This window comes from Methanobrevibacter sp. (genome assembly GCF_045577275.1).
In the GTDB taxonomy this organism is placed as follows: domain Archaea; phylum Methanobacteriota; class Methanobacteria; order Methanobacteriales; family Methanobacteriaceae; genus Methanobrevibacter.
On sequence record NZ_JAZNIB010000135.1, the window covers coordinates 1 to 5,581 of the forward strand.

The window sequence follows — 5,581 nt, forward strand, 5'->3', positions numbered from 1 at the left end:
ATTGATAAATATGATGATATCGGTACAAAAATTTGGAAAGCTTATAAATTGTATTCATTAAACTGTTTTGAAGAATCATTAGAACTTATTAATGAGGTTATAAATTTAGGACAAGAGGATTACTCAATTTATTATCTCAAATCAGCAAATTTAATTGAGTTGACTCTATTTAAAGAAGCATTGGATGCTTCAGAAAAAGGGTTGTCTTTAAATTCAGAGGATGTTTTATTAAATCAGAATAAAGCAATCGCTTTATATCATTTAGGCATTTTTGATGAATCCTTTGAATTTTTTAAAAAATCTATAGATTTAGATGAAACTACAAATTCTTATTTTTTTCTATCAAGGATAGAATTAATAAATAAGAATTTTAAGAAATCTTTGGATTATATTAATAAGGCGATAGAATTACAATTAAATAATTTTCATGATTTGAAAGATTCTTCAATAGAATTTTATAATGTTTTTATTAATTATGATCAATTTTTATTAAAATCATTAATTCTTTATAATCTAAACGAGTTTGATGAAGCTAATATGCTTTGTGATTGTTTAATTGAAAAAGAACCTGAAAATGCCAAGAATTATTGCCTAAAAGCCATGATTCTTTTTGAAGAAGGAAAGTATGAGGAATCTTTAGGTTTTATTCAAAAAACTTTGGACCTTAATCCAGACTGTGAAGATGCAATTGAACTTAAAGAAAAAATTGAAAGTATAAATTGTCCCTAGTTTTTAAGTCAATATGTATGCTTATCTTTAGAAAGTTTAATCAAAACTCTTTTCACTAGTTGGGAGTATTCCCAAACTAGTTTCTTTTTTTTATTTATTTTTAATCCTAATAATATTTCTTTTTTTTACTATTCCTTACCATATAAGTCTATGGATATTCTTTTGAACCTTCTTATGAAGAATTTAGCCCAAATGTATCCAAAGGTTCCTCCTATGAAACAGCCGAATATCACACCGGAATAGATTCCAATAAGTCCCCAGCCGAATGTAAAGCAGAATACATATGCAAATACGGTTTCCAATATGAGGGATCTGAGCAATGTAATGATAAGTGAATATGTTCCTTTCCCAACTCCTTGGAACATCATTGAGGACATCATTCCGTGAGGCACACATATGTTGAAGAAGCTCAAGATGCTGAGGGCAGTTGCAATTTGAGGTGCCAATGAGGAACTTGCACTTGTATAGCTGAATACGGTTGCTATCTGATTTGAGAATATTACCATCAGCACTGAAATGATTGCAGCTATTATCAGTCCTACCTTGATGGAATAGCTGTGTCCTGTCTGAAGATTCTTATAGTTATGTGCACCATATGCAACACCTGCTACGGTAAGGACAGCTGTTCCGATACCGATAAGCGGAATAATTCCTAATTGTATGATTCTTAAGGAAGCGGTATATACTGCTACAGCACTTGTTCCAGCTACTATTACAAGCATGGAATTGATTATGATACCAAGGGCTGAAAATATGACATTTTCCAATGTTGAAGGGATGGACACTTCAAAAATCTCAAGCAATATCTTGGTCTTATAGTTGAAGTTTTTAGGGCTTAAGTCAAGGAACAGGTCCCTTTTGCCCCAAATCCAATAGCTCATAACAATGACTGACACTGTACATGATATGATGGTTGCCCATGCTGCACCCGCCATTCCCAAATTAAGGTAATAGATGAATATTGGATCTAAAATGATGTTTAATATGGCAGTGACTGCAATAGCTATTGTTGCCCTTCTCATGTCCCCTTCAGATCTGAATATCGCTGAAAGGACTCCTGAAAATACAAAGATGAACAAAAATCCAAAGATGATGTAACCGTAGCTTGCAGCATATGATATTGATTCTCCAGCTCCCATAAGTTCAAGGATAGGTATCATTGCCACAATCATTATGACTGTAAATATTGCAGATACAACTATTGAAAGCACGATTGCATGGAGTCCTGCGTTGTTTGCTTCGTCGTAGTTTTCACCACCGATGCTTCTTGCAATAAGTGAGTTTGCACCTGCACCGATTCCTCCTCCAAGACCTACCAAAACCATGAATAGGGGAGTGATGAATCCTATTGCTGCCAATGCATCTGCACCGAGCCCTGCAACCCAAATACTGTCTGCAAGGTTATACATGGTAATCAAAAACATGGAAAGCATCATAGGAAGACTAAGCTTTCTGATAGCCCTTTTAGGGTCTCCTGTAATCATCTCAATATTCTTATTTTTTTCTTTAGTTTCTGCCATTCTATTTCTCCAATATTAAGGGTGTTATATTTTTTACTGATTATTCTTTATATATGCTTTATTATATAAATCCTTTTATTTTAAAACTTTAATATGGTCAAATCTTTAATTTAAAGGATTTAAATAGGGTTTGATTTAAAATCGTAGAAATAGTGAATGGAATAGATAATGAAAAATTAGATAAAAAGAAAAAGAAATGGAAATAAAAAATAGAAAGAGTAATAAAAAATAGAAAAAGAAATAGAAGAAGAAAATAAATAGCTAATGCTATTTATTTTGCTGGAACGCCCTCATATCTGTCTTTAGACTCGATTTGGAACTTGTCGATAAAGAATTTGGACCATATGAATCCGACTGTTCCTCCAAGGAAACAGCCTAATATGATACCTGCATAAATTCCTATGAGTCCGAAGTTCAATATGAATCCAAAGAGATATGCCAATATGGATTCGAATGCAAGTGATCTGAGAAGTGTGATCTTAAGTGCTTTCGGTCCTTTTCCAACTCCTTGGAACATCATGGAAGACATGATACCATGAGGAATTGCAACGACGAATAGGCTCAATATTCTGATTGAATATGCTATCTGCGGACCAAGGCTTGCACTTGCACTGGTGTATGCGAAAATTGAAGATATTTGATTGCAGAATAGAATCATCAATATCGCAAGCACGATGGATATTATGAATCCTTGCCTTACCGCATAGTTGTATCCTGTCTTGAGGTTCTGATAGTTGTGTGCACCATATGCCACTCCAGCTATTGTAAGGAGAGCTGTACCGATACCCATCATTGGAATCATGCACATTTGAACGATTCTCATTGCAGCGGTATATGCAGCTACTGCATCTGTTCCAGCAACAATCACCAGCATTGTGTTGACTATCACTGCAAGTGTTGAGAATATGATGTTCTCAAGTGTTGATGGAATCGCTACATGAAGGGTATCCTTCATCATTTGACTGTCGTACTTGAAGTTTTTAGGGCTCAAGTCAAGGAAAAGATCCTTTTTAATCCAAATCCAATATGCCATGATGAGAATTGATACTGCAGATGATATTACAGTTGCAATTGCAGCGCCCTCTATTCCCATATTCAACTGATAGATGAATATAGGGTCTAATATTATGTTGAGTATTGAAGTTGCTGCAATCGGTATCACTGCCCTTTTCATATCCCCTTCAGATCTGAATACTGCAGACAATACTGCAGAGAATACAAAGACGATTAGGAATCCGAATACTATATTACCGTATCTGTATGCATAAGTCATGGTTTTTCCTGCACCCATGAGAACGAGAATAGGTTTCATCGCCAATAGCATAAGTATGGTAAAAATGATAGATACGATGATGGAAAGCACTATTCCATGAAGTCCTGCATTGTTTGCTTCAGCGGGATTTTCAGCTCCTATGTTTCTTGCAATAAGTGAGTTTGCACCTGCGCCTATACCATGGCCAAGTCCGATCAAAACCATGAATAATGGTGTGATGAATCCTATTGCAGCCAATGCATCAGGACCTAGTCCTGCAACCCATATGCTGTCTGCAAGGTTATACATCATGATTAAAACCATTGAAAGCATCATAGGTATACTGAGCTTTCGTATAGCCTTTTTAGGATCTCCTGTAATTATTTCAATATTTTTGTTTTTTTCATTAGTTTCTGACATTGTTTATCCCTTAGCTAAAGTTATAAAATGATTCTAGTATATCCTAAATTAATCTAATTATTAATTTATTCAATTAAGTTATATATACTATACATTTTACCTTGTTAATTAAATAAACTTTTCTAAATTTATTTAAGTTTCCGAACAATTTTTAATTCTTTCCAAATCTTTAATGGTTTTATTCATCATTTGCTGTCTTTAACATATTTTTATTCGTTCATTTCTAAAATTAATGAATATTTTAGTTTATTTAAGTAAATCACAAAATTTAAGTCATTTATGGAAAGATTTAAATAATTCTAATTACTTATATTTAATTTTAATATTTTTTTGAGATTCGATTTCTATTAATTTTTATAGGTAATTCATATGGCTTTAAATTTTAAAGGCCAGTTTAAAAAGTAGTGGTGCTTGACTTGCTACTTTTATCTTGAAAAGGTTCCAATCCAATCTTGTAGTTAGGGCGATTTTAGCTGAGGAGATTATGGATTTCGCTTTGATCAAATCCAATTATTAATAGTAGAAATAACAAAACTTATAGTAGCATTGCGAATGCTGTTGATGATGTTGATGCCAAGGATGGGGATACTTTAAAAAATCTGGTCTTGGATATATGTTGAAAACATTTATCTTCTTAAAAGGGGCTAGTCACATTTCTATCGCATTTTGGAGTGTCTATTCAGCCGTTTTTTATCTAGCATATGAACTTTTTCCTAAGGAAATTTTTAACAATAAGTGAGGGTGTAGGATGTTATCCAATTTAAAAATCAAAAGCTTATTCAAAAATGCAAAATCATATTTTGATGAGGGTGATTTTGATGAAGCATTGGCATATTTTGATAAAATTCTATTGTTAGATAATACTAATGAAGAGGCATTATATAAAAAAGCATTTATATTTTATAAAAAGAGTATGTATGGAGATAGTATCAATTTATTGCATAGAATTATTGATTATAATCCCAATGAGGAATCTTTTTTATTGTTAGGTCGCTTATATTTCTTAATTGGAGATTATGAAAATGGAATGGATTATTATAGATGCGCTTTGAATGAAGATGTTTTCAATTTATCAGAATATATGGAAGAAATTTTGTTTTTTGGAGGAGATTGGAAATCGAAATATATTTCCAAAGATTTTAAACGATTTTCGAATTATTCCTTAGTTTTATGTGATTTAATCATTGATAAATATGATGATATTGGCACAAAAATTTGGAAGGCTTATAAGTTGTATTCATTAAATTGTTTTGAAGAGTCATTAAAACTTATTAATGAGGTGATAAATTCAGGACAAGATGATTATTCAGTTTATTATCTCAAATCCGCAAACTTAATTGAGCTCACTCTATTTAAAGAAGCATTAGACGCTTCGCAAAAAGGTTTGTCTTTAAATCCAGAAGATGTCTTGTTAAATCAAAATAAAGCAATTGCTTTATATTTTTTGGGTAATTATGATGAGTCTTTTAAATTTTTTAAAAAATCTTTAGACCTTAATGAAACTACAAATTCTTATTTTTTCTTGTCACGGATAGAATTAAAAAGTAAAAATTTTAAGAACGCTTTGGATTATATTAATAAGGCTATAGAATTACAATTAAAAGATTTTTATGAATTGAAAGATTCTTCTACAGAATTTTATAATGTTTTTATTAATTAT

The 5,581-nt window shown here is 31.9% G+C and carries 4 protein-coding genes; 2 read left to right on the forward strand and 2 right to left on the reverse strand.

Annotation, left to right across the window (positions count from 1 at the left end):
- On the forward strand, positions 1-729 hold a 729-nt coding region (locus ACKI67_RS04205; RefSeq protein WP_407462142.1), incomplete at its 5' end, for a hypothetical protein.
- A 128-nt stretch (positions 730-857) separates the two neighbouring features.
- Here the strand turns inward: ACKI67_RS04205 and ACKI67_RS04210 are convergent.
- A complete protein-coding gene (locus ACKI67_RS04210) occupies positions 858-2,249 on the reverse strand; it encodes an MATE family efflux transporter (protein ID WP_407462143.1) in 1,392 nt (463 codons plus the stop codon).
- A 271-nt stretch (positions 2,250-2,520) separates the two neighbouring features.
- Positions 2,521-3,921 carry an MATE family efflux transporter gene (locus tag ACKI67_RS04215; protein ID WP_407462144.1) on the reverse strand — a complete coding sequence of 467 codons (1,401 nt, stop codon included), beginning with the start codon at positions 3,919-3,921 and terminating at the stop codon, positions 2,521-2,523.
- A gap of 748 nt (positions 3,922-4,669) precedes the next feature.
- Here ACKI67_RS04215 and ACKI67_RS04220 point away from each other — a divergent pair.
- Positions 4,670-5,581, forward strand: a 912-nt coding sequence (locus tag ACKI67_RS04220; RefSeq protein WP_407462145.1) for a tetratricopeptide repeat protein, incomplete at its 3' end; no start/stop codon positions are given.